The following is a 25,923-nucleotide window of genomic DNA, read 5'->3' as shown; positions in this document are numbered from 1 at the left end:
GGCGAAAGACCCCGGATTACGCGTGCGCTCCATCCGGGCTACGAAGGGCGCTAGATCTTCCGGCCCGCCTGCTCCCAATAGGGATCGCGCAGGCGGCGCTTGAAGATTTTTCCGGAATCTTCGCGCGGCAGGTCGCTGCGGATCTCGATGTGCTTGGGCACCTTGTAATCGGCCAGATGCGCCTTCAGCGCGGCGCGGACATCGGAGGCAGCGAGCGTGATCCCGGGTTGCGGCTCCACCACCGCCATCAGCGCTTCGCCGAACTCGGCGTCGGGGATGCCGAACACGGCGCAATCATGCACGCCTGATACGGCGTGCAGCACGGATTCGATCTCGGCCGGATAGATGTTGACGCCGCCCGAGATCACCATGTCGCGCTTGCGGTCACAGATGAAGACGTAGCCGTCTTCATCGATATAGCCGACGTCGCCGGAGGTGATGAAGCCGTCGCGGTCGATCTCGGCGCGCTTCTCCGGCTTGTTGTGATAGGTGAAGTCGGCCATCTCAGCCATGCGGGAATAGATCTCGCCGATCTCGCCGACGCCGAGCACGCGACCGTCCTCGCCGATGAAGCGCAGCTCGGCGCCCGGCGAGATCCTGCCGACAGTCCCGGGCTTCTTCAGCGCGTCCTCGGAGGTCGCAAAGGTCACGGCGCTGGATTCGGTCGAGCCGTAGAATTCGTAGATCACCGGCCCCCACCATTCGATCATGGCGCGCTTGACCTCGGCCGGGCACGGCGCGGCGGCATGGATGACGTGGCGGAGCGAGGAGACGTCGTATTTCTCGCGCACCTCCTCGGGCAGCTTCATCAGGCGGATGAACATGGTCGGCACCATGAAGATGGTGTCGATTTTGTAGCGCTCGATCGCCTGCAGGAATTCCTCCGCCTCGAAGCGCGGCATCAGCACCAGCACGCCGCCGAGCTTGCCGGCACGGATGCCGAACGAGTTCGGTGCGGAATGATAAAGCGGGCCCGGCAGCAGCGCGCGGGCGCCTAGCTTGAGCCCATAGATCATCGCGCGCATGCGCTCGCCGGCGGCCTGCTGCTCCGGCGTCGGCGCGTTGCGGCGGACGCCCTTGGGATGACCCGTGGTGCCCGATGTGTAGATCATGTTCATGGGCTGCGGCACGACCGGGCCGTCATAGGGCGGATGTTGCGCGAGCCAGGCTTCGAAGTCGATCGCGAAGCTCGGCGTCGCCAGATGATCCGGATCGATCTTGTAGTTGGACAGGATCTCCGGCGGCGTCGGCACGCTGAGCACAGCGACTCCCTCAGGGATCGCATCGCGCAAACCATGCAGCATGTCGGCATGGGCGATCAGGACTGCGGTGCCGGAATCCTTCAGGATGTAGGTGATCTCCTCCGGCTTGAAGTGCCAGTTGATCGGCACGCCATAGGCGCCCAGCCGCATCGCGGCGTAGGCGGCTTCGAGGAAGGCGATGTCGTTGCGCATCAGCATGCAGACGCTATCGCCTTGGCGGACGCCGATTTTGGCGAGGCCGCTTGCGATGCGGTCGGCGCGGGCTGCGATTTCGGTGTGGCCACGGCGGCGGTCGCCGGAGACGATGCCGAGGAAGGGGGACGTTTGGCTCATTGTTGTTTTTCTTTGTTGTTACGTTGTCATTCCGGGGCGGCTCAAAGAGCCGAACCCGGAATCTCGAGGTTCCGGGTCTGGTCCTTCGGACCATCCCGGAACGACGGAGAGATTAATCCGCAAAATTCGGCGCGCGCTTCTCCAGGTTGGCGCGGACCGCCTCGGTCTGGTTGGGGCTGCCGATCAGCTTCTGCTGCTCGACGGATTCGGCGAGCAGCGCCGGGCCCGGATCGACCGAGAGATTGTTCAGCATCCGCTTGGCCGCGCGGATCGCATCCGGGCTTTTCCCTGCGATCTCGCGCGCGACGTCCAGCGCCGCAGCACGCGGATCGTCGCAGATGCGCGTGGCAAGGCCGTAAGCCATCGCCTCCTGCGCGGAGAAGATGCGGCCGGTGTAGGTGAGATCGCGCAGGATGTCGTCGCGCACCAGCGAGGCCAGGATCGGCGTGCCCGCCATGTCGGGCACGAGGCCCCATTTGATCTCCATGATCGACATCCGCGCATCCGAGCTGAGAAAGCGCATGTCGGCGCCGAGCGAGAGCTGAAAGCCGCCGCCGAAGGCGACGCCATGCACGGCCGCGATCACGGGCATCGGAAGCTGACGCCAGCCCCACACCGCCTGTTGCGCGAAGTTGGCCTTGCCATAGGTGCGCACCGTGAGATCGCGATTTTCGCCACCCGGAATTCCGTTGCCGCCCTTCTCCTTCATGGCGGCAAAACGTCCCATGTCCAGCCCGGCGCAGAAGGCGCGGCCTTCGCCCGAGAGCACGACGGCACGCACGCCTTTTTCCTTCGAAAGCCGGTCGGTTGCGGCGACGAGCGCCTCGAACATGGGCTGATCCAGCGCGTTCATCTTGTCGGCGCGCACCAGGCGCACGTCGGCGACGCCTTCCGAGATCGAGATCGAGACGCGATCTTCCATGGACGAATTCTCCCCTGTTCTTGTTCAGTGCCGCTTTACAGGACGCCGGCGGCGAGATTTAGTCAATCGACCAATTAACTGACAATCCCTACGGGGGAAACAGCCATGTTCAAGGAAAATCTTCTGGCCGGCCGGCGCATTCTCGTGACCGGCGGCGGCACCGGTCTCGGCAAGTCGATGGCGGCGCGCTTCCTCCAGCTCGGCGCCGAGCTGCACATCTGCGGCCGGCGCAAGATCGTGTGCGACGAGACCGCGACCGAGCTGATGGATCGCTACGGCGGCCGCGTCACCAGCCACGGCGTCGACATCCGCAATGCGCTCGCGGTCGAGGAGATGGTCGAGACCATCTTCCGCGATGGTCCCCTCACCGATCTCATCAACAATGCCGCCGGCAATTTCATCTCGCGCACCGAGGAGCTCTCGCCGCGCGGCTTCGATGCGGTCGCCAACATCGTCATGCACGGCACGTTCTACGTGACCCACGCGATCGGCAAGCGCTGGATCGTATTGAAGCAGCCCGGCAACGTCGTCTCGATCACCACGACCTGGGTGCGCAACGGCTCGCCTTACGTGGTGCCATCGGCGATGAGCAAGTCGGCGATCCACGCCATGACGATGTCGCTCGCGGCCGAATGGGGCCGCTACGGCATCCGCCTCAACACCATCGCGCCGGGCGAGATCCCGACCGAGGGCATGAGCAAGCGCATCAAGCCCGGCGACGAAGCCGGCGCGCGCACCAAGGCGATGAACCCGATGGGCCGCGTCGGCACCATGGAGGAGCTGCAGAACGTTGCCGTGTTCCTGATCTCCGGCGGCTGCGACTGGATCAACGGCGAGACCATCGCCATGGACGGCGCGCAGGCACTCGCCATGGGCGGCAATTTCTACCAGCTCCGCGACTGGAGCGACGACGACTGGAAGACCGCGCGCGAGAGCATCATGGCGCAGAACGAGAAGGACCGGGCGAAGCGGGGGTGATTGTGTTTCGAAAGAGCGAGGACATGTACGGGTCCGACGCTCTCACCCCCACCCGCCGTCCCGGCGAACGCCCGGACCCATAACCACAGGGAGTGGTTTGGCGAAGACTCGGAGTTGTCAGCTCGCGCCACACTCCTTCCTGTGGTTATGGGGCCCCGCTCCCGTGCGCAATTGCGCACTAGGCGGGGACGACCCGCGGAGAGATATCGCGTAGCGCCTCAACGCTTCCCCGGCCCCATATACCCGAACAAGAACCCCGCCACTTTCCGCATCTGGATCTCCTCGCTGCCTTCGGTGATCCGATAACGTCGATGGTGGCGATAGATGTGCTCGAACGGCTTGTGGCGTGAATAGCCCATGCCGCCGTGGACCTGCATGGCGCGGTCGGCGGATTCGCAGCAGAGACGGTTTGCCCAGTAATTGCACATGGAGACACGGTCGGACAGCGTGCGCTCGATCTGCTCCTCATCGAGCTGGTCCATCTCCCAGGCGGTCTTGCGGATCAAGAGGCGCAGCATCTCGGCCTGCGTGGCGAGCTCGACCAGCGGAAACTGGATCGCCTGGTTCTCGGCAAGCGCCTTGCCGAAGGGTTTGCGCTCGCGCGCATATTTCACGCTCTCGTTGATGCAGTAGACCGCCGCGCCGAGCGAGCTTGCCGCCTGCCGGATGCGGTTCTGGTGGACAAAACATTGCGCCAGCGACAGGCCGCGGCCGACTTCGCCGAACAGCGCATCCTCCGGCACGAACACGTCGGTGAAGCTGACGCGCGGGTGGTCGGTCGGCATGTTGAAGGTCCACATGTATTCCTCGACCTTGACACCGGGACTCTTGGCCGGCACCAGGAAGCAGGTGATGCCGCGGGCGTCGCCGTCATTGCCGCTGGTGCGCGCGAACAGCGCGCAGTGCGTGGCAACGTGCATGCCGGTGGTCCACATCTTCTCGCCGTTGATGATCCAGCCCTTGACGTTGTCGCGGGTCGCGGGCGCCGCGCGCGTCTCCATGTGGGTGGCGTCCGAGCCATGATGCGGCTCCGTCAGGCCAAAGGTGATGCGATACTTGCCCCTGATCGAGCCGTCGATCATCGCCTTCTGATCGTCGCGGCCGTAGCGGTCGAGCATGGTGACGACCGGAAAGTTGCCGACGATCGAATGCTCGTTCTGGAGATCGTTGTGCAGGCCGAGGCCTTTGGCGGCAAAATGCTCGCGGATCACGGCCATCCAGAGATTGGAGCCGTCCTTGCCGCCATATTGCTTCGGCACCGGAAAGCGCAGATGCCCGGCGGCGTCGGCGAGATCCTTGGCCTTGCGCAGCAGCGCCTCCCATTCGTGGCGCGGCAGGCCGCCATTCTCGAAATCGGTGCGCGCCCATTCGCGGCGATGGTCGAAGAAGCGGATGTTATCGTCGGCCTGTTCCAGCGGCTTGATCTCGCGCGCGATGAAACGGTCGAGCTCTCCGAGATAGGCGACGAGGTCGGCAGGCAATGAGAAATCCACAGGTTCTCTCCCGGATTGATTTTATCGTTTTGCGTTAAGGCGCTAGGCGCGTTCTTGCTTGGCTCGATTAAGGTGAGAAGAGCGCGTGCAAGTCAAGCAAGCCGAGACGCGACGGCGACGCAAGGCGCACCAGCGCAATTCGATGGTGCTCGAGCGCCGACGCACGCTAGTATGACGCGGATATTTCTTCAGAAGAAAATGCGGGAGCGCGCGATGGAGCTGAAATTTTCCAAGGTGGAACGCAAGGGGCCGATCACGATCGTGACGCTGTCGCGGCCCGAGGTCTACAACGCGCTGCACACTGACGCGCATTTCGAATTGCAGAAAGTGTTCGATGATTTCTCCGGAGATCCCGAGCAGTGGATCGCAATCGTCACCGGCAGCGGCGACAAGGCGTTCTGCGCCGGCAACGATTTGAAGTGGCAGGCGGCGGGAGGAAAACGCGGCTGGGACAAGGGCGGCTTTGCCGGCCTCACCTCACGCTTCGACTGCGACAAGCCGATCATTGCGGCGGTGAACGGCGTCGCCATGGGCGGCGGCTTCGAGATTGCGCTCGCCTGCGACCTCATCATCGCCGCGGAGAACGCAACCTTCGCGCTGCCCGAGCCGCGCGTTGGCCTTGCCGCGCTCGCCGGCGGCCTGCACCGCCTGCCGCGCCAGATCGGGCTGAAGCGCGCCATGGGCATGATCCTCACCGCGCGCCATGTCAGCGCCAAGGAAGGTCTTGAGCTCGGCTTCGTCAACGAGGTGGTGCCGCAGGGCGAGGCGCTTGCGGGCGCCTTGCGCTGGGCGGAGATGATCGCCAAGAATTCGCCGATGTCGATCCGGGCGTCGAAGCAGGCGATCCAGAAGGGGCTCGGCGTGTCGCTGGAGCAGGCCATCGCTGAGCAGCGCGATTACCCGGCCGTGCAGGCGATGGTCGCCTCGCAGGACTACATCGAGGGCCCGAAGGCGTTTTCCGAGAAGCGACCGCCGAAATGGGTGGGGAAGTAGCAAACACTCATCGTACCGAGATACTCAACAACTTCACCGGTGTCGTTCGGGCGAAGTCCAAGACTGCATGATCCAACGATGGTGCGCGGCATCAGTACCGCAAGAAAGCGTCTCACTTTCAGTCTTCGTCAAACCGCTCCCCGCAGTGACGGTGGATCGAACGATGCTCGCTCGTCCCGCGGCTGCTACGCTCGCATCGGCTCCCATGCGCCGTCCCATGGCAGGGCCTTGCAGGTACGCTCACGGCCTCGGTCGCCGCGTCAGATTGTCACACGAAATTTCGCATCTACAACGCACACCTTATAGTGGCGCATCGACGGTGCGCCAGAATGGACGTCGGCGGCGCACCGCTTAGGATTGCATTGCGCGTCATCTCGCGTGTAGCATAGCCCTTTATTCTAGGGTTTTGTGATGTTGCGCGCATTTCTACTGGCGACAGCCATATTGACATCGCTCTGGTCTCAGGCCAACGCAGGCGACTGCGCACCCAAGCAGGAAGCTCACTTCTGGGAATTGGACGATGCGTCCAATGGAAATGATTTCAACCCCGAAGTGCCCGACAGCGTGCGCGATCCGACCCAATTTCCGTTACTGCTCACCGAAAGCTGCGGCAGGCAAGTCTCAATTGCTCAGGCGTTCAGACGCGGGCCTATCCGCGTCCCCCTCGGAAGCGGGCGTCATCTCAACTATCTCCCCATCTTTCTCCAAGACAAAACGAGCTGGTCATGCCAGCGGATCAAGCCTCGCATCGCCTGTGTGACGGACTCCCAGGCCGATGGATCGGGTGGAAGAATACTGACTTTACGGAGCGAGATGGCGGATCCCAACCGGATCATGCCGGCGGCTCAGCTCAGGATCGATTCAAATGGACGAGTTGTCACAATCAACGATTATTTTACGCTGATACCTTTGCAGATGCAGGTCGGCGACACCGTCTATGACGTGCGCGATCGCATCCAGCGCGCGATGGACAACGTCCGTTGCAGCGGCGATTGCAAATCGTTCAAGGGCTGGGCTGCTGACCGACGGATCGTCGAGATCGTCAGGTATGCTCGATTGTCAAAGTTGCCTCGGAGCGAGGTCAAAAAAGACGTCGCCCTCTTCATGGACAAGGTTGGCGAACTGAACAAGCATGCTCAGGCACTGCAGGCGCTGATCGGTGCCAATGAGAATCCCTGGACGTTCCCAACAAGACCGCCCAGCTTTCCCCATTCGAGATAACCGACGCAGTTGACGGCAACAGCGGACCAAGCTTCGGCACGCACCAGATCGACGTCGCCACGAATGCCTGCAACAGCCGACGCTGCGACGGGCAGCCGTTTCGCGACGCACTCGAGCGCCTCAGGTCCGCGCCGACCGCCCCGGCTGGTTTGGCGGCGGCCATGGCCTCCGCTGCGGCGAAACGCACGCGCCTGTTCGAGAAGCCGATCAGACTCTATTCGCCGGAAGAACTCGGCTTGCTTCACCGATCTGCCGCTCAGATCACCGCGGAGCTCCGCAGCGAGACGGGACGCGCGCAATATTTGAAGCTCTACTCTGACTATCTCCGCACCGACACGGGATGCATGAGTCTCCTCAGGAACTCCGGCTCGCCCTTTGCAAGCCATCTTGGCACTCGCCTTTACGCGGTCGACGTCAAAAACCAATTTGGTAGCGGAAGTTGGCTGGTCCGGAAGGCACGGAATAGTTGGTCGGCCGATCAATCGGATGAACAGGCCTTCCAGGCCATGCTTCGTGAGGTCAGGGAAAATACAAAGCAAGGCCGCGAGCATCTGTCCGATGTGATACGCCGACAGGATAATCTGAAGCGGGTCCTGACATTGTTCGATGCCTCCATTTCCGGCGGCTCCCCCACGGACTGCAATGCCAAATTTTAGGATCCAGTGACTACAGCAACTCGGTGAGTATGGTGGCCACCTTTTCCCTGTCGAGACTTATTCTCCTCACGCTGCTCGCATCGACCGGTACTCTTGACCCGACCGCCGCAGCCTCCGACACGGCTCAAGACATCATTCCAGCAGCCGTGAGGGGTCCATTTATCTCCCATCCGAGCGTAATCACAGAACTGGACTGTCCAGCCGGAAAGTGCGGAGGACCACTCGATTTTACCAGATTGATCCAGGCGCGCGCACAAGCAAGCCCGATCAGAGAGGAACTCGGGAAAAATCCATTCAAGCTTCGCATCGCGAAGAAGATAGCGGAAACGATCGGGCAAGACCTCGACGAACTGGCCGCCATGGAGCCGGACGCCGGCGGGCACCAGATCGACAAGAATTTTCTGACCGACGAAGATTCTCGAGTAGAACTGGTCGGCATCGTCAACCGAATGGACCGACAATTCATCATTGACTCCGGCGCGGGCCTCTCACCCCGGCAGCGGCAATGTGGTGAAATCAGTATTATATATCGTTTTGCCTATTCCCTCAGGGACCGCGATCAAAAGTCCCGCCTGCCTGTCACGCTCAACCTGGTTCTGCCTGCCTTGCCGTCGAAAGACCAAGGCGGCCAGATCACCTGCCAGACAATTGCCAAGCGATGGCTCGATGCCATTCCGGCGTCATATGAGCTACAGGACGACCGTCCCTCCAAGGATGTAGAGAAGGTCGCCGCGCAGTTGCTCGACCCGAAGACCGGTCCGCTCGCGTTCATCGATGGCCGCGACATCATCCGCATCGAGCTGAATATCCAAGCCTACCGAAAGCCAGCTGGCATCGCCAAGGATTTCGGTACCGAAGCAGCCTATGTCATCAGGGTCTTTAAATGGCAGATAGCGGGAGGCTATTTCGATGCCGATCTTCTCCGCAATCAGATCGATCGCGATCTCCTTCTCTGCGACCCGCGCAAGCCCAACGAATGTCCGGCCAACCAGGCCCGGCGAAAGCGACTGCTGGCCTATTTTTCTCAACCCGATGTGATGCAATCGATTGATTGGGGAACACTCGATATCGACGACAGCTTGGGTGTCCTGGCAAAGCGGGCCATGTCCGTTTCGCCAGGAGGAACACACCGCTCGAGAAATCAATCGTACTGGAATGCTCACGACTCTTCCGAACAGATCATCACGGACGACGAGATCCGCGCTCTTCTGCGATTTGCCGAGAAGAACAAGATCTCTTTCAGCTTCATCAAGTCACCTCAGGATTTCCGCGCACGCTTGAATGGTACGACCTGCATCGGATGCCATCAGACCAGGGCCATCGCCGGATTCCATTTTCCAGGCGCCGACCGTTCTGGCACGTACACGACGAATTCGATTTTGCTGCCCGGGTCCCCACATTTCTATGGCGATCAGCCGCGGCGCCTAGCGCTTCTGAGCAAGATTGCCAGCGGTCAGCCTGTAACGAATTTCGAACTCGCGACAAGCTATCCGCATCGACCAATGAATAAGTTCAGGAGCGCGCTGGCCGGCACGAGTCTGATCGGCGGTTGGGGCGGAGCCTGTCTGTCAGAGGACTCTATAAGAAACAGCAAGCGTGAATGGACCTGCCAGACCGACCACGAGTGCATCCAACCATTCCGCTCCGCAGATGAGAGGTCTCGGAAATCGGGCAATGAAGGCGGATTGGGAATCTGCGTCACCTCAAAGGGCGCTCAGGGAAACACCATTGCCCGACAAATCGGAGATGCGTTGCAATTGGGAGAGGTCGTGACCAAATCATGGGGCAAGGACCGCTATTTCCGCTACTTTCCCAACGAAGTATCGGCAGATGCCGATACGATCATCCCAAAGACCGCACTTCCGCAGAAACAGATACCCGGAAACAGCTACTACGGCGCGCACCAGGAATACCATCAGGGCAAGACCGATTGGGAGAACCGCGAGCTACTGCGCGACGCCGAAACGGGAGGTTTTCCGGCCGGGATGTTGCGATTGTCCGAATGCGTTGGGCTCCCGAGCGAAGCCAGTTGCGGATTGGTCGCTTCCACGGGTTTCAACACATGTATCGCGAAACTCGGCAGCGACGCGAAGGTCAACGGGAAGAAGCTGACCATTGGCACGTGCTTCGATCATTTCACATCATTTGCAGGCTTGCGGGCATGCACTGCCGGCAGTCCATGCCGCGACGATTACATATGCGTCAAGCCCATGGGATACAGACCCGGCGATGCCTCCAGCAAGTTCGTGGCGCGATCGAAGCTTCTGCAGACATCCGGCATTTTTGCCGCAATCAACGAACACACTTACAGCCCCTCGAAGTTCTACGGTCAGGTTATGCCCGATCAGGATTGGGTCGACCGAGACGACCAGAGAGGTCTGTGTATTCCACCTTACTTCGTGTTTCAGTTTCGCGCGGACGGACATCCGGGTCCAAGGAGGACGGCCGACTGAAGTGCTTGCGTCGACGCCCCAGAGAGTTGGCGCCTACGCTTCCGCTCGCCCCAGCTCCCGCTTGTAGGACGCATAGTTCGGCTGATCCACCGCGAGCTTATCCATCGTGGTCGCCCACAGATGCTCGGCGAGACCGGGCGTCGCCAGATCAATCTCACCCTTGGCGATCCGCTCGGCGAGCGCGCGGTTGAGCTCCATGACCGAGCCGTCGATGTCGAGCAGCGTGCGCAGGCGCTCCACCTCCTCCGCATCGCTCCCCGCCTCGCGCGTCAGCTGCCGCGTGACGAGATCGAGGATGTTGATGGCGACGCGCAGCTTGAAAGCCTGGTGGCCGGAGATCAGCGGCGTGATGTCGTTGCGGAGGAAATCGGCGACCGATTTGGTCAACTCGGTCGGGGTCGGCTCGTCCTGCATGTGTCAGCTCCCGCGCGGCGCCAGGAGGCGCAACAGATCGATCTCGGTCTCGCTGGCGCGGCGGCCGATCATGGCGCGCTCCATGGAATGATCAGGTCCCTCGCGAAAACGCTGCATCATGCCGCCGCACATGATGCCCCAGCGCAGCGTGCCCATCACTTCCCAGAATTTCACCCGTTCGGGGTCGACCTTGCGGCCCGCAGCCTCGTAACCGGCGAACAGCTCCTCGCGCGAGCCAAAGCCGCCGACGGGCTTGTCGATCTCGCCGAAGCGCCAGGAGTTGACGCAGACCCAGCCGAGATCCTCCATGGGATCGCCGAGATGGGCGAGCTCCCAGTCGAGCACGGCGCGGACGCCGTCGGCGCCGATGATGAGATTGCCGTTGCGGAAATCGCCGTGCACCAGCGTAGTCTCGGTCGCGGGGCCGGGATCGTGGTCGCGCAGCCAGCGCAGCGCCAGCTCGAACACGGGCTTGGGCCAGTTCAGGCTGCGATAGTCGCGCTCGAACTCGGCGATCTCCTGGGTCGCGCCCCGGCTGCGCAGCTGAGGCAATCTGTCCTGCGGCAGGCGATGAAGACCTGCGAGAATGCCGCCGATCTGCCGCGCCAGATGCGGCCGCGCCGCCGCGTACTCTTCATCGCGGAGAATCTTGCGTGCGATGGTCTCGCCCTCGACCCGCTGCATGATGAAGCCGGTGCCGAGATCGTCTTCTGGTACCAGCACATGCATCACGCGCGGCGACGGCACGCCGGCTTCATAAGCGAGCTGCATCAGCTGCGCTTCAGCGGCAAGGCCGGCCGCGCGCGTTGGCGCGGCGCCATGGCCCTTTGGCGAGCGGCGCAGGATCGCGCCGATCACGCCATCGGGATGCACGATGTCGAAGCGCCAGGTTTCCTGGCTGGCGCCGCCGGAGAGCTTTGCCGCACCGGTCGCGCCGGTCGCCCCTGCGCACCAGCGCCGGACGCTGCGTGAAAGCGCCGCCTCGATCATTTGCCCTTGAACTGCGCGGGCCGCTTCTCGAGGAACGCGCCGACGCCCTCGCGGAAATCCTCGGTGTCGCCGGCGCGGAGCTGGCACTGGAATTCCAGATTGAGCTGATCCTCGAAGGAGTTCTCCGGGCTGTCCCAATAGAGCTTGCGGATCAGGGACAGCGCCACGGTCGGGCCGCTGGCGAGATCGCGGGCCAGCTTCATCGCCTCCTCCATCAGCACACCGTCATCGTAGACGCGGTTGACAAGGCCCCATTCCAGCGCCTTCTCGGCCGGCAGCCGCTCGCCCATCAGCGACAATTCGATCGAGCGCGCGCGGCCGACGAGCCGTGGCAGCAGCCAGGTCGAGCCGCAATCCGGCACGAGCCCGATACGACGGAAGGCTTGAAGAAAGTAGGACGAGCGCGCGCATAAAATCATGTCGCCGAGCAGCGCGAAGCTCATGCCGGCGCCGGCGGCCGGGCCATTGACCGCGGTGATGAATGGGCAGTGCAGATTGCGGATGCGGCGCAGGAAGGGATGAAAGCCGGTCTCCAGCGTCAGGCCGGCCTTGGTCTTCTTCGACTGGTTGTTGCGGCCTTGCAGATTGGCCCCCGTGCAGAACGCCCGCCCCGCGCCGGTCAGCACCACGCAGCGCACCTCGCCCTTCTTCTCCTCGATCGTATCGAGCGCTTCGGCAAGGCCCCCCAGCATGTCCACGGAGACCGCGTTCATCACCTCCTGATGGTCGAGCTTGAGGATCGCGACCGAGCCATCGAAGTCGAGCGTGACGTGTTTGAACTGCATGGTTTCCTCGTCAGTTGCGGCCGGCGTCAGTTTCGCAGACCGGAATTTGGTTTTGCCGGGGCGCATATTTGATTTTTGGCGCGGTCTTGTCCATGGTGATCGGAGCATAGCAAGCAATCTTGTGCGCAGCGGCTGAGAGGCCGCAGACCAAGAAACAGGAAACGCGCCATGAACCTCTTCGACCTCTCCGGCCGCGTCGCCGTGATCACCGGTGGCAATGGCGGCATCGGGCTCGGCATCGCGCAGGCGCTCGCAGGCCAGGGTTGCAACGTCTCGATCTGGGGCCGCAATGCTGACAAGAACAAGGCCGCTGCCGCGAGCATGGCGGGCCTTTCGGGCAAGGTCGACAGCCGCGTCTGCGACGTCAGCGACCCGGCTTCGGTCGATGCCGCGATGAAGGCGACGCTCGACACCTTCGGCCGGGTCGACGGCTGCTTCGCCAATGCCGGCATCGGCGGCGGCGGCCGGCGCGCCTTCATCGAGCGCACCGAAGAGGAATGGCGCACGATGTTTGCGACCAACCTCGACGGCGTGTTCCACGCCTTCCAGGCGGCCGCCAGGCACATGACCGAGCGCGCCAATGCCGGCGATCCCTTCGGCCGGCTGGTTGCGACCTCGAGCCTTGCCTCGATCTTCGGCACCGCGCGCAACGAGCACTATGCCGCGACCAAGGCTGCCATCAACGCCTTGGTGCGCGCCCTCGGCGTCGAGCTCGCGCGTTACGGCGTCACCGCCAATGCGATCCTGCCCGGCTGGATCAAGAGCGACATGACCGCAGGGCTCATGGCCAACGACAAGTTCGTCGCCAACGTGATACCGCGGATTCCGATGCGGCGGTTCGGCGAGGCGTCCGATTTCGGCGGCATCGCGGTGTATCTGATGAGCAAGGCGTCGTCGTATCACACCGCGGATACGTTCTTGATCGACGGCGGCTATACCGCGTTTTGAGATTTCGTAGTCCCGTAGCCCGGATGGAGCGAAGCGCAATCCGGGATTTCTAGAAGCAAGCAAGACCCGGATTTCGCTGCGCTCCATCCGGGCTACAAACTCCGAGGGAGGGGCAAATGTTCTCGCACGTCATGATCGGCACCAACGACCTGGACAGGGCCAAGACGTTCTACGACAAGCTGCTCGGCACGCTCGAGGTGCGGCCGGCCAGAGTCGACGGCCACCGCATCTTCTACATCACCAAGACCGGCGTGTTCTCGGTGTCGAAGCCGATCAACGGCGAGCCGGCGACATGCGCGAATGGCGGCACGATCGGCTTTGCCGCCAATTCGCCGGAACAGGTCGATGCGTGGCACGCGGCGGGCGTCGCAGCCGGCGGCAAGCCGATCGAGGATCCGCCTGGCATCCGCGAGGGCTCCGGGGTGAAGCTCTATCTCGCCTATCTGCGCGACCTCGACGGCAACAAGATCTGCGCGATGCATCGGATGGCGAACTGACGTAACCGCAACCACCACTCTCATGCCCCGGCTTGACCGGGGTCATCCAGTACGCCGCGGTCTCTCGATAAACCAGCGACGTCTCGGAGTACTGGATCGCCCGATTCAAGTCGGGCGATGACAGCGGAGAGTGAGGCGCGCGCCTGCCGCCTTCCCACACCCCATTCAAACAACATTTCAAACGACCTTGCGATATTCCATCGCATGGCATGGCCCCACGCGCGAAAATGCGCGCTCGCACTTTGGCGGCGCTGCGACTAATCTTGCGCTCAACGCAATTGTAGCGACCCCGGGAGGACCAATGACAAAACACACCTACATTCCCCGCACCACCAACTACACGCTCAATCCCGGCGACGAGCTCAACGATTTGCGGATGTCGGACCAGGTCCGGCCGCTCTACGATCACGTCAAGAGATTCATCCGCGACACCGTCGAGCCGATGTCGATCGAGTTCGCCAAGGCCGGCGAAGGCAAGGAAGATCGCTGGAGTTTCACGCCGAAGCAGCTCGAGGTGCTGGAGAAAGCCAAGAACAAGGCCAAGCAGGAAGGCCTCTGGAACTTCTTCCTGCCCGATGACGAGACCGGCCAGGGCCTGAAGAATCTCGACTACGCCTATATCGCCGCCGAGCTCGGCAAGAGCCCGCTGGCCTCGGAGACCATGAACTGCTCGGCGCCCGACACCGGCAACATGGAGGTGCTGGAGCGCGTCGGCACCAAGGAGCAGAAGGAGAAATGGCTGAAGCCGCTGCTCAACGGCGAGATTCGTTCGGCCTATGTCATGACCGAGCCGAACGTCGCCTCCTCCGACGCCAAGAACATCTCGACCACCGCAAAGCTGGTCGGCGACGAATGGGTCATCAACGGCGAGAAGTATTACATCTCGGGTCTCGGCGATCCCCGCTGCAAGATCCTCATCGTGATGGTGAAGACCAATCCCGACGCGCCGCCGAGCAAGCAGCAATCGCAGATCCTGGTGCCGCGCGACACGCCCGGCGTCGAGGTGCTCGGGCCGATGTATGTGTTCGGCCAGGACCACGCCCCGCGCGGCCATATGCACATGCGCTTCAACAATGTGCGCGTGCCGAAGGAGAACATCCTGCTCGGCGAAGGCCGCGGCTTCGAGATCTCGCAGCTGCGCCTCGGCCCGGGGCGCATCCATCACTGCATGCGCACCATCGGCAAGGCCGAGAAGGCGCTCGACCTGATGGTGCAGCGTGGCCTCACCCGCGAGGCCTTCGGCAAGAAGATCGCCCATCTCGGCGGCAACATGCAGATCATCGCGCAGGCACGCTGCGAGATCGAGGCGATGCGGCTGATGGTGCTGAAAGCCGCCAAGGCGATGGACGTGCTCGGCAACAAGGAGGCCCGCGTCTGGGTCTCCATGGTCAAGGCCATGGTGCCCGAGCGCGCCTGCAGGATCATCGACCAGGCGATCCAGATGCACGGCGCCACCGGCATCTCGCACTGGACCCCGCTCGCCGAGATGTACCAGGACGTGCGGCACCTGCGCTTCGCCGACGGTCCGGACGAGGTGCACTGGATGGTGGTGGGCCGCCACGAGCTGAGCATGGCGTAAGGCGCCTTATCTCTTTCCCCTCTCCCCGCTTGCGGGGAGAGGGTCAGGGTGAGCGGGATTCTCCGCGAGGACTGTGACAGTCGGACTCGCGGAGAGCCCCCTCACCCGAATTCGATCTGCGATCGAATTCGACCTCTCCCCGCAAGCGGCAGGGCAATCGCATATGGCTTTTCTGAAAGACCTGAGCGCGCGCCTCGTCCTTCGAGACGACCGCTTTCGCGGTCCCTCAGGATGAGGCTGAGCGGCACCGGCGCCTGCCAAAACAGCTCACATACTCCGCCCTCATCCTGAGGGCCCGTCGGAGGCGGGCGTCTCGAAGGATGGCCACAGGGGAGACGTCGCCATATGCGATTGCCCTGCCGCAAGCGGGGAGAGGAAGAACCCGTCAGCTACGTCGCGGGCACCAGCTTGTCCTGCGTCTTGGTCTCGAAATCGGACGCGTCGTGGCGCTCGTGCAGCTGGCTGGCGGGATCGCCGGAGACGCGGTTGACCATGCGACCGCGCTTGACGGCCGGACGCTTGGCGATCTGGTCGGTCCAGCGCTGCACGTTCTTGTAGTCCTGCACCGACAAGAATTCGCCGGCGCCATAGACCAGGCCCTTGGCGAGCGCGCCGTACCAGGGCCACACCGCGATGTCGGCAATCGTGTAGTCCTTGCCCGCGAGATATTCGTTGTCGGCGAGACGCCGGTCGAGCACGTCGAGCTGGCGCTTGGTCTCCATCGCGAAACGGTCGATGGCGTATTCGATCTTGGTCGGCGCATAGGCGTAGAAATGGCCGAAGCCGCCGCCGAGATAGGGCGCACTGCCCATTTGCCAGAACAGCCAGGACATCGCCTCGGTGCGGGTCTTGATGTCCTTCGGCAGGAAGGCGCCGAACTTCTCGGCGAGGTAGAACAGGATCGAGCCTGACTCGAACACCCGGATCGGCTCGGGGCCGGAGCGATCCATCAGCGCCGGGATCTTGGAGTTCGGATTGATGTCGACGAAGCCGCTGCCGAACTGGTCGCCGTTGCCGATCCTGATCAGCCAGGCGTCGTATTCGGCCCCCTTGTGGCCCAGCGCCAGCAGCTCCTCCAGCATTACGGTGACCTTCACCCCGTTCGGCGTCGCCAGCGAGTAGAGCTGAAGAGGGTGCTTGCCGACCGGCAGCTCCTTGTCATGGGTGGGGCCGGCGATCGGTCGATTGATGCTGGCGAATTGGCCGCCGTTCTCCTTGTTCCAGGTCCAGACTTTAGGGGGCACGTAGGGGGCGTCGGTCATACGGGGCTCCGGCAAAAAGATGCGCCTGCATTAATTAGCCCGTAAACGGCCGATGGCAAGGGCGCCGAAATGCATTGCCGGACGGGACAACTCTGCGTTTTGTCATGGCAGCCCCTCCCCGCCGTCATTCCGGGGACGGGATCTCGCTTGCGCGGGCCCCGGAATGACGGCGTCACTCAGGACGCCACGGCCTACGGCCTGCCGATAGACTGCGACGTCTACACACAAGATGCCCCGCCAAATCCGGCATGTCATCGATCGGCTAGCGTCACTTTGCTTTGCCAGCGAAAGCAACGAGAATGCGAAGCCTGCCGCCGGGAGAGAGCCATGAAATCGCCGATCTGCGAGTTGCTGGGGATCGAATTCCCGCTGCTCGCCTTCAGCCATTGCCGCGACGTCGTTGCCGCCGTCAGCCGCGCCGGCGGGTTTGGTGTGTTGGGCGCGACCGTGCATACGCCTGATACGCTCGAGCGTGAGCTGAAGTGGATCGACGATCACGTCGACGGCAAGCCCTATGGCATCGACGTGCTGATACCGGAAAACATCTCGACCGCAGGCGAGAAGGACGTCACCTGGAAGAGCCTGGAAGCGCGCGTGCCGCAACAGCACCGCAACTACACGCGCGATCTCCTGAAGAAGTACGACATCGAGCTGACCACCACCGAGGTCGCGGACGACCAGCCACAGCCGTTCGACGGCAAGACCGCGCTTCAGCTGCTCGAGGTCTCCTTCGATCATCCGATCCGGCTGATCGCCAACGCGCTGGGCGTGCCGCCGAAGGCGATGATCGAGATGGGCAAGAAGCATGGCGTGCCGGTTGCAGCGCTCGTCGGCGCCAAGGAGCACGCGCTGCGCCAGGTCGCGGCCGGGGTCGACATCCTCGTGGTGCAGGGCACCGAGGCCGGCGGCCATTGCGGCGAAATCTCGACCATGGTGCTGGTGCCGGAGGTGATCAAGGCGATCAAAGAGATCCGCGACGTGCCGGTGCTGGCGGCCGGCGGCATAATGACCGGGCGGCAGATGGCGGCCTGCATGGCGATGGGCGCGGCCGGCGCATGGACCGGCTCGGTGTGGCTTGCGACCGTGGAGGCCGAAACCACGGAGATCTTTCGCCAGAAGATGATCGCGGCCTCCTCGCGCGATGCGGTGCGCTCGAAGGGCCGCACCGGCAAGCCGGCGCGGCAGCTCCGCTCGGTCTGGACCGATGCCTGGGACCGCGCGCCGGACAGCCCGGGTGCGCTGCCGATGCCGCTACAAAGCATCATCAGCCGCGACGCCTTCCATTCGATCGACCGCGCCGCCGCAAGCGGCAACGCCAAGGCGCGCGATCTCGTCAGCTACTTCGTCGGCCAGGGCGTCGGCTTGATCGACAGCGTGAAATCGGCGGGTGCGGTGGTGCAGGAGTTCAAGCAAGATTTCGCCGAAGCCGTCGAGCACATGAATGCGCTGGTGGCGGAGTGATTGCCTGTGGCCGGCGTGGTGTTCACGGCCCATCCTTCGAGGCTCGCCCGACGGCGCGTTGCGCCGCCGGACGAGCACCTCAGGATGACGCGTTCTCCGTAGCCGTCACCCTGAGGTGCGAGCCGCGGGGTGCCTGGCACCGCGCAGCGAGCCTCGAAGGGCGACAGCGTGCTGAAGACAAAGAAATTGAATTAGGAAGAAATGAACAATATCCCCGAAGACCGCATCCCCGTCATCGCCGGCATCGGCGAGATCGTCGACCGCCCAAACGAGATCACCGAGGGTCTCGAGCCGCTCGACCTGCTCGAAAAGGCGCTGCGGCGCGCCGACGCCGATGCCGGCGCAAAACTGCTCGGCGAGGTGCAGTCGCTCGACGTCGTCAATTTCCTGAGCTGGCGCTATCGCGATCCGGAGCAGCTTTTGGCGCAGCGCCTCGGCATCTCGCCTGCGCATTGCTATTACGGCCCTGTCGGCGGCGAGAGCCCGATCCGCTACATCCACGAGGCGGCCAAGCGCATCGCGCGCGGCGAATGCAGCGTGGCGGCGGTGTGCGGCGCAGAGGCGCAATCGACCGCGACCAAGGCGGAGCGCGCCGGAGTCAAGCTGCCGTGGACGCCGTTCGCCCATGACGTCGAGGAGCCCAAGCGCGGTGCGGCGTTCCAGAAGCCCTTAGCGGTGAAGCTCGGCGTGTTTCGGCCTGTGACCGTCTATCCGTTCTATGAAGCGGCCTCCTCCGCGCATTGGGGGCAGACGCCGCGCGAGGCCATGGCGGAGTCAGGCACGCTGTGGTCGCGCTATTCGGAAGCCGCCGCGCAAAACCCGAATGCCTGGCTGAAGCGGCGTTATGCGCCCGAGGAGATCACGACGCCGACTGCGGATAACCGCCTGATCGCCTGGCCCTACAACAAGCTGATGGTGGCCAACCCCAGCGTCAACATGGGCGGCGCGCTGCTGCTCACCAGTCTCGCCAAGGCGCGGGCGGCCGGGGTCGCCGCGGACCGACTGGTCTACCCGCTCGGCGGTGCCTCGGCAGAAGAGCCGCGCGACTATCTGTTGCGCGACCAGTTCTACGAGAGCCACCCGCAGAACGCCGTGCTCAAGAGCGTGATCGATCTCGCCGACGGCGACGGCAACAAGTTCGACGCGATCGAGCTCTACAGTTGCTTCCCTTGCGTCCCGAAGATGGCGCGGCGGACGCTGCGCTTGGGACCCGACGTGCAGCCGACCGTGACCGGCGGCCTCACCTTCTTCGGCGCGCCGCTGAACACCTACATGACGCACGCGGCCTGCGCGATGGTGCGGCGCCTGCGCGACGGCGCCAGGCTCGGCCTGCTCTACGGACAGGGCGGCTTCGTCACCAAGCACCACGCGCTGGTGGTGTCGAAGACGCCGCCGCGCGAGACGCTGACGCAGGAGACGAGCGTGCAAGACGAGGCCGACCGCAACAAGCGCGCGGTACCGGAGTTCGTCACGGAGGCCATTGGCAAGGGCAAGGTCGAGAGCTTTACCGTGCTCTACGGCCGCGGCGGCAACGTCGAGCACGGCGTGGTGATGCTGCGGACAGAGGATGATCGCCGCACGCTGGCGCGGATTCCGGCAAGCGATGGCGCGACTCTGGCACATCTGCTCGACATGGATCGCACCCCGGTCGGCTCGCTCGGCGAGATCGCTATGGCAGCCGATGGCGTGCCCGAGTGGCGGGCGGCCTAAAGCGCGATGCGATTAGGATGAATCGTCATCGCGCTTCAGGTTGTTGTTTGAGCCTGATCTTTTCGGAAAACCGCTCCACACTTTTCCGAATCATGCTCCAGCGATTGTGCACCTCACGCGGCGCGAACCGAGCTCAGGAACTTGCCGACCTCGAGCTTGAGGCGATTGGAATCGCGGGACAGCATCTGGGCCGCCGACAGCACCTGCGTGGACGCTGATCCCGTCTCCGAGGCGCCGCGCTGCACGTCGCCGACGTTGGACGAGACCTGCTGGGTGCCCTGGGCGGCCTGCTGCACGTTGCGGGCGATCTCCTGGGTCGCTGCGCCCTGCTGCTGCACGGCCGCCGCGATCACCGAAGCGATCTCCGACAGGCGCGCAATGGTGCCGCTGATCTCGCCGATGGCGCTGACCGAATCCTGCGTCGCCGCCTGGATGCCGCCGACCTGCTGGCCGATCTCGCCGGTGGCCTTGGCCGTCTGCTCGGCGAGCGCCTTGACCTCGGAGGCCACCACCGCGAAGCCGCGGCCGGCTTCGCCCGCGCGCGCCGCCTCGATCGTGGCGTTGAGTGCCAGGAGATTGGTTTGGCCGGCAATCGCATTGATGAGCTCGACGACGTCGCCGATCCGCGCCGCGGCGCGCGACAGCTCGCTGACGCGTTCGGTGGTGGCGTGCGCCTGGCTGACGGCCTCGCTGGCAATTCGGGAGGAATCCTGCACCTGCCGGCCGATCTCGCGCACCGAGGACGACATCTCCTCGGCAGCCGAAGCCACCGAGTGGACGTTGCTGGAGGCGGCCTCCGAGCCGGACGCGACCACCGTGGCCAATTCCTGCGCCCGGCCCGCTGTCGTGGACAGGGTCGAGGCCGAAGCCTCGAGCTCGGTTGCAGCCGAGGATACGGTCTCGACGATCTCCCCGATCGCGGCCTCGAAACCGTCGGCCAGCTTGGTCATGTCGGCCTTGCGCTGCGCCTCGGCGCGACGCTGCACCGCCTGCACCTCGTCGCGGCTGAAGCGGACGATGGTCTGCACGGTCTGGAGGTTGCGCAGTGCCTCGCCGATCTCGTCGTCGCGCTCGATGACGATGCGGTTGTCGAGCTTGTCCTGCACGAGGTTGAGCAAGGTATCGTTGAGCTGCCGCACCGGTCCCTGAATCGCACGCATGGTCGCAAGGCCGGCGAAGCTGGCAACGGCGGCGCCGGCGACAGCCAGCAGCGTCAGGATCAGGCTGGTCGAGCCGCTGGTGGAGAGCGCGCCGCCGATGCCGAGCGCGAGCATGAACAGCGCCTGCAGCACCATCATCGTGACCAGGCGCGCCTTCAGCGTCGCGGTGAAGATGCTGAAGCGGTCGAGCCACGAGCGGCGCCGAATGATGCCGGCGTCGATGCGATAGGCATGCGGCTTCTTCTCGCGGATGGCGGCATAGACCTCTTCGGCGAGCTTGCGCTGGTCGGCCGGCAGCTTGGTGCGGATCGAGGCATAGCCCTTGACCTCGCCGTTCTCGCGGATCGGAGAGGCCGTCGCCAGCACCCAATAGAAGTCGCCGTTCTTGCGTCGGTTCTTGACCGCGCCGAGCCAGGGCTTGCCGGCTTTCAGCGTGTCCCAGAGATTGTCGAAGGCCTCCGGCGGCATGTCGGGGTGGCGGACGATGTTGTGCGGCTGCCCCATCAGTTCCGCCGACGTGAAGCCGGCGGCAGCGAGGAAGTCCTCGTTGAAGTAGGTGAGCTTGCCCTTCAGATCGGTGCGGGAGACGATCAGCGTCTCGTCGCTGACGGGATATTCGATTTCTGTGACGGGAAAGTTCTTGCGCATCGGGGCCTCCAAACGAACTGATGATGGACTCATTCCAATTCGGACGGCCGCTACTCGAGTCGTCTGCTGCAATTTTATGGAGCGAATTTAACCAACGGTGAAAACCCGCCCTACGTAGGTTTACGGTAACGCCCCATGATGTTACCCGCAGGCGCCATCATGCTACCGGCCGTGAAAAGAAAAAGAGCGGCGCTTTTGACGCCGCTCTTTGGCTGGGCACTCCTCGCGCGAAATCTTACGCAGCGCGGACGTTGGTCAGGAACTTGCCGACCTCGGTCTTCAGCCGGCTCGAATCGTTCGACAGCATCTGCGCCGCGGACAGCACCTGCGAGGAAGCCGTGCCGGTCTCGGTCGCGCCGCGCTGCACGTCGGTGATGTTGGACGACACCTGCTGGGTGCCCTGCGCCGCCTGCTGCACATTGCGGGCGATCTCCTGCGTCGCGGCGCCCTGCTCTTCCACCGCAGCCGCGATGGCCGACGAGATCTCCGACAGGCGCTCGATGGTCGATGAGATCTCCCTGATCGCTCCGACCGAATCATTGGTCGCCGCCTGGATGCCGGAAATCTGCTGGCCGATCTCGCCGGTCGCCTTTGCGGTCTGCTCGGCGAGCGCCTTCACCTCGGAGGCGACCACGGCAAAGCCGCGGCCGGCTTCGCCCGCGCGCGCCGCCTCGATGGTGGCGTTCAGCGCCAGCAGGTTGGTCTGGCCCGCGATGGTGTTGATCAGCTCGACGACGTCGCCGATGCGCGCGGCGGCCTTGGACAATTCGGCGACGCGTTCGGTGGTGGCACGGGCCTGACCGACGGCATCGCCCGCCATCCGCGCCGATTCCTGCACCTGGCGGCTGATCTCGCCGACCGACGAGGCCATCTCCTCGGTCGCCGACGCCACCGATTGCACGTTGGTCGAGGCTTCCTCCGAAGCGCCGGCCACCGTGGTCGCCAGCCGCTGCGAACGGTCGGCCGTCGCGGTCAGGGTCGAGGCGGAGGCCTCTAACTGGGTCGAGGCCGACGACACGGTCTGGACGATCTCGCCGATCATGGTTTCGAATTCGCGGGTGATGTTGTCGACGCGGCGGCCGCGCTCGATCTTGGCCTCGGCGTCGGCCGCGGCGGCTTCGTCGGCGGCCTTCTTGGCGATCAGCGCCTCCTTGAAGATCTGGAGCACGTCGGCCATGGCGCCGATCTCGGTCTTCTCGCCGCGATGCGGGACCTCGGCGGAGAGGTCGCCCCGGCCCAGCGCCTGCATCGGCAGCGTGATGGAGTTGATGCCGCTGGAGACGTCGCGGACGAGGTAGAAGCCGACGCCGATGCCGATGACGACGGCCGCGCCGAGAATGGCCGAGACCAGCATGAAGGCATAGGCGTAGCTGTCGGCGGCGTCGCTGGCGGCCTGGCCGCCGCCCTTGGTGTTGAGATCGATGTCCTTCTGCAGGACCTCGTCGGACTTCAGGCCGATCTTGTTGACCGTCTTGGTGTTGAGCTCATGGGACCCGTGCGGAACTTTGCCGGCCTCCATGCGCGACAGTTCCATGACCTCCTGGGCGCCCTTCTGGTACTCGCTCCACAACTTCGACCACTCGCCATAGAGCGCCCGCTCTTCCGGCGAGGTGATCATCGGCTCGTAGTTCTTTCGAGCCTTGGCCAACATCTCCGTGACGGTCGCCGCAGTCTTCTCCGCCTCCAGCTTGTCATCCAGCGTCTCGGCCAGCATGTGCTCGCGGACCACGTTGCGGTAGGTGATGACCGCGGCCCGGATCTCGCCCAGCACCCGCACGCTCGGCATCCAGCTCGTCGTGATGTCGACCGTGTTGGCGTTCATGGACCGCATCTTCATGACGGCGAGCAGGCCCATGCCGGCCATCGCGACCAGCAGGAACGCCACGACACTGATGATCTTGGCGCGGATGGAAATGGTGGCGAGCATAATAGGAGTCTCTTTGTGCTGGCGGCGGTGCCGCGCCCGGAAGTTTTACGAATCAACCAAAGGGGAGCAGCACCGACATCCGACAGCAGAGCACCCGTGCAGGTGTCAGCGACGACTCCGTGCGAGTTACGGAGCCCGAAACAAGTGAACAGGCAGCTAAGAATGCCCTGCGCTCAGCGCATGAGCCTAAGCGCATCCGTGAAGAACTCTGCGCCGCCGAAATTTCCGGACTTCAGGGCGAGCAACATGTCGCCAGCCTCCGAGCCGACCGCGCGCAGCACAGGGACTCCGGCGGCGATTTCCACTCCTACGAGAAATCCCGGAATCTTCAACCGATCGACCACGGCGCCGGATGTCTCGCCACCGGCGACGATCAAGCGCCGGACGCCGGCCTGCACCAGCCCCTCCGCGATCCCGGCCATGGCCTGCTCGATGGCGTGACCGGCGGCATCGCGGCCATGGCGTGCCTGCACGGCGGCAACGGCTTCCGGCGTCGCGCTCGAGGCGATCAGCACCGGGCCTTCCGCAAGCCGTGGCCTTGCCCAGTCCAGCGCGCGCTGCGCTTCCTCGGTGCCTGTGACGATCCGCTCGGGATCGAGATGGAGCACCGGCATGATGCGTTCGGCGACGGCGATCTGCTGAAGCGTCGCCTGCGAGCAGCTGCCGGCAAGGCATGCCGCCATGCCGCCGACGGCTGCGCCGGTTTCGCTGCTCGGCGCCGGCTTCACCTTGCCCGTCGACACCAGCGCGCGGGCAAGCCCGAGGCCCATGCCCGACGCGCCGACCGACAGAAGGTGTTCGGCGGCGACGAGACCGATGGTCTCGAGGTCGCGGTCGAACACGGCGTCGACGATCGCGGCACCGATACCCTTGGCGACGAGCTCGGCCAGCCGTGCCCGCACCGCCTCCGCGCCGCGCATGACGGTGGCGAGATCGACGAGGCCGACCTGCGTCCCGCTCTGGCGCGCCAGCACGCGCACCAGGTTGGAATCGTGCATCGGGTTGAGCGGATGGTCCTTGAGCGGGCTCTCGTTCAGCGGCACGGCGCCGACGAACAGATTGCCCTGATAGACGGTGCGCCCGGTCTCCGGGAAGGCCGGCGTCACCAGCACGGCTCCCTCGCCGCAATCGGCACGCAGCGCGTCCATGACGGGGCCGATATTGCCGGCGTCGGTGGAATCGAAGGTCGAGCAGATCTTGAACAGCACGTGGCCAGCGCCGCGGCCGCGCAGCCATTTGTCCGCCGCGCGCGAGCGCGACACGGCAAGGCCGGCCTCGATCGAGCGGCTCTTCAGCGACACCACGACGGCATCGACCTCGGGCAGCGCCAGATCGTCGGCAGGTATACCGATGGTCTGGACGGTGCGCAGGCCCGCGCGCGTCAGCGTGTTGGCGAGATCGGAGGCGCCGGTATAGTCGTCGGCGATGCAGCCCAATGCGAGGGTCACGGCTTCACTCCCGCATAGGGCTTGAACCAGGCGAGGCCATCGGTGGTCTTGCCGCGCGGATTGTATTCGCAGCCGACGAAGCCGGCATAGCCGAGCCGGTCGAGCTCTTCGAACAGGAACGGAAAGTTCAGCTCCTCGCCGTCGGGCTCGTTGCGCGAGGGAATGCTGGCGATCTGGATGTGGCCGATGATCGGCATCATCTCGCGCAAGCGCATGGTGACGTCGCCGTGGATGATCTGGCAGTGATAGATGTCGAACTGGAGTTTCAGGTTCGCAAGCCTCAGCTCCTGGATCAGATCCCGCGCGAAGCCGAAATCGTTGAGGAAGTAGCCGGGCACGTTGCGCGCATTGATCGGCTCGATCACGACGTCGATGCCGTGGGGCGCGAAGAATTCCGCAGCCCAGGCCACCGATTTGTAGAAGGCCTCGATCGCGACGCGCTCGCTGCGGTTGGCGATGCCGGCCATCAGGTGCAGGCGCTTGACGCCGGTCGCCTTGGCATAAGGCAGTGCCGTATCGAGGCTCGCCTTGAGATCGGAGAAGCGTGATGGCAGCGCGGCAAAGCCTTTCTCGCCGGCGTTCCAGTCGCCCGGCGGCAGGTTGAACAGCGCCTGGGTCAGGCCGTTGCGCTTGAGCCGCTCGCCGACAACCTCGGCGGGATGCTCGTAGGGAAACAGGAACTCCACCGCGGTGAAGCCCGCTTGCGCAGCAGCGTCGAAGCGGTCGAGGAACGGCACCTCGGTGAACATCATCGAGAGATTGGCGGCGAAACGCGGCATTGGA

21 protein-coding genes are annotated in these 25,923 nt (G+C 64.0%); 10 read left to right on the top strand and 11 right to left on the bottom strand.

The window, feature by feature from the left end:
* Positions 1 to 50 precede the first annotated feature (50 nt).
* Both N2604_RS15340 and N2604_RS15335 read right to left on the bottom strand, forming a co-directional pair.
* Entirely contained in the window at positions 51 to 1,595 is a 1,545-nt protein-coding gene (locus tag N2604_RS15340) for an acyl-CoA synthetase (protein WP_260375463.1), read from the bottom strand.
* A 112-nt stretch (positions 1,596 to 1,707) separates the two neighbouring features.
* On the bottom strand, positions 1,708 to 2,517 hold the full coding sequence (locus N2604_RS15335; RefSeq protein WP_260375462.1) for a crotonase/enoyl-CoA hydratase family protein: 810 nt from the start codon (positions 2,515 to 2,517) through the stop codon (positions 1,708 to 1,710).
* A gap of 105 nt (positions 2,518 to 2,622) precedes the next feature.
* Here N2604_RS15335 and N2604_RS15330 point away from each other — a divergent pair, with 105 nt between their 5' ends.
* A complete protein-coding gene (locus N2604_RS15330; protein WP_260375461.1) occupies positions 2,623 to 3,495 on the top strand; it encodes an SDR family oxidoreductase in 873 nt (290 codons plus the stop codon).
* Positions 3,496 to 3,713: 218 nt separating this feature from the next.
* Here N2604_RS15330 and N2604_RS15325 read toward each other — a convergent pair whose 3' ends face one another.
* A complete protein-coding gene (locus N2604_RS15325) occupies positions 3,714 to 4,988 on the bottom strand; it encodes an acyl-CoA dehydrogenase family protein (protein ID WP_260375460.1) in 1,275 nt (424 codons plus the stop codon).
* Positions 4,989 to 5,201: 213 nt separating this feature from the next.
* Here N2604_RS15325 and N2604_RS15320 point away from each other — a divergent pair, with 213 nt between their 5' ends.
* From N2604_RS15320 to N2604_RS15305, 4 genes are all read left to right on the top strand, one after another.
* Complete coding sequence (locus tag N2604_RS15320; protein ID WP_260375459.1) at positions 5,202 to 5,981, top strand: enoyl-CoA hydratase-related protein; 780 nt, start codon at positions 5,202 to 5,204, stop codon at positions 5,979 to 5,981.
* Positions 5,982 to 6,392: 411 nt separating this feature from the next.
* Positions 6,393 to 7,202 carry a hypothetical protein gene (locus N2604_RS15315; RefSeq protein WP_260375458.1) on the top strand — a complete coding sequence of 270 codons (810 nt, stop codon included), beginning with the start codon at positions 6,393 to 6,395 and terminating at the stop codon, positions 7,200 to 7,202.
* A gap of 161 nt (positions 7,203 to 7,363) precedes the next feature.
* Positions 7,364 to 7,858, top strand: coding sequence for a hypothetical protein (locus N2604_RS15310; RefSeq protein WP_260375457.1), 495 nt, complete (start codon positions 7,364 to 7,366; stop codon positions 7,856 to 7,858).
* Positions 7,859 to 7,890: 32 nt separating this feature from the next.
* The gene (locus tag N2604_RS15305; protein WP_260375456.1) at positions 7,891 to 10,311 is read left to right on the top strand and encodes a hypothetical protein; all 2,421 of its coding nucleotides are present in this window, start codon (positions 7,891 to 7,893) and stop codon (positions 10,309 to 10,311) included.
* Between the two features lie 33 nt (positions 10,312 to 10,344).
* On the opposite strand, the gene N2604_RS15300 is transcribed toward N2604_RS15305, so the two are convergent.
* The 3 genes from N2604_RS15300 to N2604_RS15290 are packed head-to-tail and all read right to left on the bottom strand — an operon-like array spanning position 10,345 to position 12,500.
* Positions 10,345 to 10,725, bottom strand: a complete 381-nt coding sequence (locus tag N2604_RS15300; protein ID WP_260375455.1) for a DUF6285 domain-containing protein — start codon at positions 10,723 to 10,725, stop codon at positions 10,345 to 10,347.
* 3 nt (positions 10,726 to 10,728) lie between these two features.
* Entirely contained in the window at positions 10,729 to 11,715 is a 987-nt protein-coding gene (locus N2604_RS15295) for a phosphotransferase family protein (protein WP_260375454.1), read from the bottom strand.
* A complete protein-coding gene (locus N2604_RS15290; protein ID WP_260375453.1) occupies positions 11,712 to 12,500 on the bottom strand; it encodes an enoyl-CoA hydratase/isomerase in 789 nt (262 codons plus the stop codon). The genes N2604_RS15295 and N2604_RS15290 overlap by 4 nt, the downstream gene beginning before the upstream one ends.
* A gap of 168 nt (positions 12,501 to 12,668) precedes the next feature.
* Here N2604_RS15290 and N2604_RS15285 point away from each other — a divergent pair, with 168 nt between their 5' ends.
* From N2604_RS15285 to N2604_RS15275, 3 genes are all read left to right on the top strand, one after another.
* On the top strand, positions 12,669 to 13,448 hold the full coding sequence (locus tag N2604_RS15285) for an SDR family NAD(P)-dependent oxidoreductase (protein ID WP_260375452.1): 780 nt from the start codon (positions 12,669 to 12,671) through the stop codon (positions 13,446 to 13,448).
* Positions 13,449 to 13,564: 116 nt separating this feature from the next.
* Positions 13,565 to 13,945, top strand: coding sequence for a VOC family protein (locus tag N2604_RS15280; protein WP_260375451.1), 381 nt, complete (start codon positions 13,565 to 13,567; stop codon positions 13,943 to 13,945).
* Between the two features lie 301 nt (positions 13,946 to 14,246).
* Positions 14,247 to 15,524 (top strand): acyl-CoA dehydrogenase family protein, encoded by a 1,278-nt coding sequence (locus tag N2604_RS15275; RefSeq protein WP_260375450.1) that lies wholly within the window; start codon positions 14,247 to 14,249, stop codon positions 15,522 to 15,524.
* A 389-nt stretch (positions 15,525 to 15,913) separates the two neighbouring features.
* Here the strand turns inward: N2604_RS15275 and yghU are convergent, their stop codons facing one another.
* Positions 15,914 to 16,786, bottom strand: a complete 873-nt coding sequence (gene yghU, locus N2604_RS15270) for a glutathione-dependent disulfide-bond oxidoreductase (protein ID WP_260375449.1) — start codon at positions 16,784 to 16,786, stop codon at positions 15,914 to 15,916.
* Between the two features lie 327 nt (positions 16,787 to 17,113).
* On the opposite strand from yghU, the gene N2604_RS15265 reads away from it, so the two are divergent.
* Positions 17,114 to 18,247: a nitronate monooxygenase gene (locus tag N2604_RS15265; protein WP_260375448.1), complete on the top strand. Its 1,134-nt coding sequence runs from the start codon at positions 17,114 to 17,116 to the stop codon at positions 18,245 to 18,247.
* Between the two features lie 201 nt (positions 18,248 to 18,448).
* Entirely contained in the window at positions 18,449 to 19,957 is a 1,509-nt protein-coding gene (locus tag N2604_RS15260) for an acetyl-CoA acetyltransferase (RefSeq protein ID WP_260375447.1), read from the top strand.
* A gap of 113 nt (positions 19,958 to 20,070) precedes the next feature.
* On the opposite strand, the gene N2604_RS15255 is transcribed toward N2604_RS15260, so the two are convergent.
* From N2604_RS15255 to otnI, 4 genes are all read right to left on the bottom strand, one after another.
* A complete protein-coding gene (locus N2604_RS15255; protein ID WP_260375446.1) occupies positions 20,071 to 21,765 on the bottom strand; it encodes a methyl-accepting chemotaxis protein in 1,695 nt (564 codons plus the stop codon).
* A gap of 235 nt (positions 21,766 to 22,000) precedes the next feature.
* Positions 22,001 to 23,692, bottom strand: a complete 1,692-nt coding sequence (locus tag N2604_RS15250; RefSeq protein WP_260375445.1) for a methyl-accepting chemotaxis protein — start codon at positions 23,690 to 23,692, stop codon at positions 22,001 to 22,003.
* Positions 23,693 to 23,865: 173 nt separating this feature from the next.
* A complete protein-coding gene (otnK, locus tag N2604_RS15245; RefSeq protein WP_260375444.1) occupies positions 23,866 to 25,140 on the bottom strand; it encodes a 3-oxo-tetronate kinase in 1,275 nt (424 codons plus the stop codon).
* A complete protein-coding gene (gene otnI, locus N2604_RS15240) occupies positions 25,137 to 25,919 on the bottom strand; it encodes a 2-oxo-tetronate isomerase (protein WP_260375443.1) in 783 nt (260 codons plus the stop codon). Before otnI ends, otnK begins: the two co-directional genes overlap by 4 nt.
* Positions 25,920 to 25,923: the final 4 nt, after the last annotated feature.

Source organism: Bradyrhizobium sp. CB1015, assembly GCF_025200925.1.
Classification (GTDB): domain Bacteria; phylum Pseudomonadota; class Alphaproteobacteria; order Rhizobiales; family Xanthobacteraceae; genus Bradyrhizobium.
The sequence above is the reverse complement of the archived record's forward strand: the minus strand, read 5'-3'. Positions and strand labels throughout refer to the sequence as shown.

What these genes read in the sequence shown, in the direction of transcription:
- yghU (WP_260375449.1), bottom strand. Translation starts at nt 16,786, where the DNA reads ATGACCGACGCCCCCTACGTGCCCCCTAAAGTCTGGACCTGGAACAAG.
- N2604_RS15330 (WP_260375461.1), top strand. Translation starts at nt 2,623, where the DNA reads ATGTTCAAGGAAAATCTTCTGGCCGGCCGGCGCATTCTCGTGACCGGC.
- N2604_RS15290 (WP_260375453.1), bottom strand. Translation starts at nt 12,500, where the DNA reads ATGCAGTTCAAACACGTCACGCTCGACTTCGATGGCTCGGTCGCGATC.
- N2604_RS15260 (WP_260375447.1), top strand. Translation starts at nt 18,449, where the DNA reads ATGAACAATATCCCCGAAGACCGCATCCCCGTCATCGCCGGCATCGGC.
- otnI (WP_260375443.1), bottom strand. Translation starts at nt 25,919, where the DNA reads ATGCCGCGTTTCGCCGCCAATCTCTCGATGATGTTCACCGAGGTGCCG.
- N2604_RS15285 (WP_260375452.1), top strand. Translation starts at nt 12,669, where the DNA reads ATGAACCTCTTCGACCTCTCCGGCCGCGTCGCCGTGATCACCGGTGGC.
- N2604_RS15310 (WP_260375457.1), top strand. Translation starts at nt 7,364, where the DNA reads ATGGCCTCCGCTGCGGCGAAACGCACGCGCCTGTTCGAGAAGCCGATC.
- N2604_RS15250 (WP_260375445.1), bottom strand. Translation starts at nt 23,692, where the DNA reads ATGCTCGCCACCATTTCCATCCGCGCCAAGATCATCAGTGTCGTGGCG.
- N2604_RS15295 (WP_260375454.1), bottom strand. Translation starts at nt 11,715, where the DNA reads ATGATCGAGGCGGCGCTTTCACGCAGCGTCCGGCGCTGGTGCGCAGGG.
- N2604_RS15315 (WP_260375458.1), top strand. Translation starts at nt 6,393, where the DNA reads ATGTTGCGCGCATTTCTACTGGCGACAGCCATATTGACATCGCTCTGG.
- N2604_RS15265 (WP_260375448.1), top strand. Translation starts at nt 17,114, where the DNA reads ATGAAATCGCCGATCTGCGAGTTGCTGGGGATCGAATTCCCGCTGCTC.
- N2604_RS15275 (WP_260375450.1), top strand. Translation starts at nt 14,247, where the DNA reads ATGACAAAACACACCTACATTCCCCGCACCACCAACTACACGCTCAAT.
- N2604_RS15320 (WP_260375459.1), top strand. Translation starts at nt 5,202, where the DNA reads ATGGAGCTGAAATTTTCCAAGGTGGAACGCAAGGGGCCGATCACGATC.
- N2604_RS15335 (WP_260375462.1), bottom strand. Translation starts at nt 2,517, where the DNA reads ATGGAAGATCGCGTCTCGATCTCGATCTCGGAAGGCGTCGCCGACGTG.
- N2604_RS15280 (WP_260375451.1), top strand. Translation starts at nt 13,565, where the DNA reads ATGTTCTCGCACGTCATGATCGGCACCAACGACCTGGACAGGGCCAAG.
- N2604_RS15300 (WP_260375455.1), bottom strand. Translation starts at nt 10,725, where the DNA reads ATGCAGGACGAGCCGACCCCGACCGAGTTGACCAAATCGGTCGCCGAT.
- N2604_RS15255 (WP_260375446.1), bottom strand. Translation starts at nt 21,765, where the DNA reads ATGCGCAAGAACTTTCCCGTCACAGAAATCGAATATCCCGTCAGCGAC.
- N2604_RS15340 (WP_260375463.1), bottom strand. Translation starts at nt 1,595, where the DNA reads ATGAGCCAAACGTCCCCCTTCCTCGGCATCGTCTCCGGCGACCGCCGC.